The following is a 257-nucleotide window of genomic DNA, read 5'->3' as shown; positions in this document are numbered from 1 at the left end:
AGGATGAGCGCGCGCAACTCCTTGGTCAGCGCTCATCCTCACCGACCTCGTTCCGCTCGACGAGAACGAGCTTCGGGGCGACACCCCGCTTGTCGACGACATTCTCGATTCCCTCGGTATCGCCGAGCTGGCGGTGTTCATCGAAGAGAAGATCGGGCGTGCGTTGCGCCCCGACGAAGAGACTCGCGCGACCTTCGAGACGATCGACAGCATCGTCGCGTTCGTCGGAGCCAACGAGTAGCACCGTGTGCGGCATC

General features: G+C 63.0%; 1 protein-coding gene. It reads right to left on the bottom strand.

What is annotated here, in order from left to right:
* Positions 1-25: 25 nt before the first annotated feature.
* Positions 26-257, bottom strand: a 232-nt coding sequence (locus ACS2QP_RS28120) for a hypothetical protein (RefSeq protein WP_438883118.1), incomplete at its 5' end; no start/stop codon positions are given.

This window comes from Bacillus cereus group sp. Bce019 (assembly GCF_051781745.1).
In the GTDB taxonomy this organism is placed as follows: domain Bacteria; phylum Bacillota; class Bacilli; order Bacillales; family Bacillaceae_G; genus Bacillus_A; species Bacillus_A cereus.
Note: the sequence above shows the minus strand (reverse complement) of the source record. Positions and strands in the feature narration are given on the sequence as shown.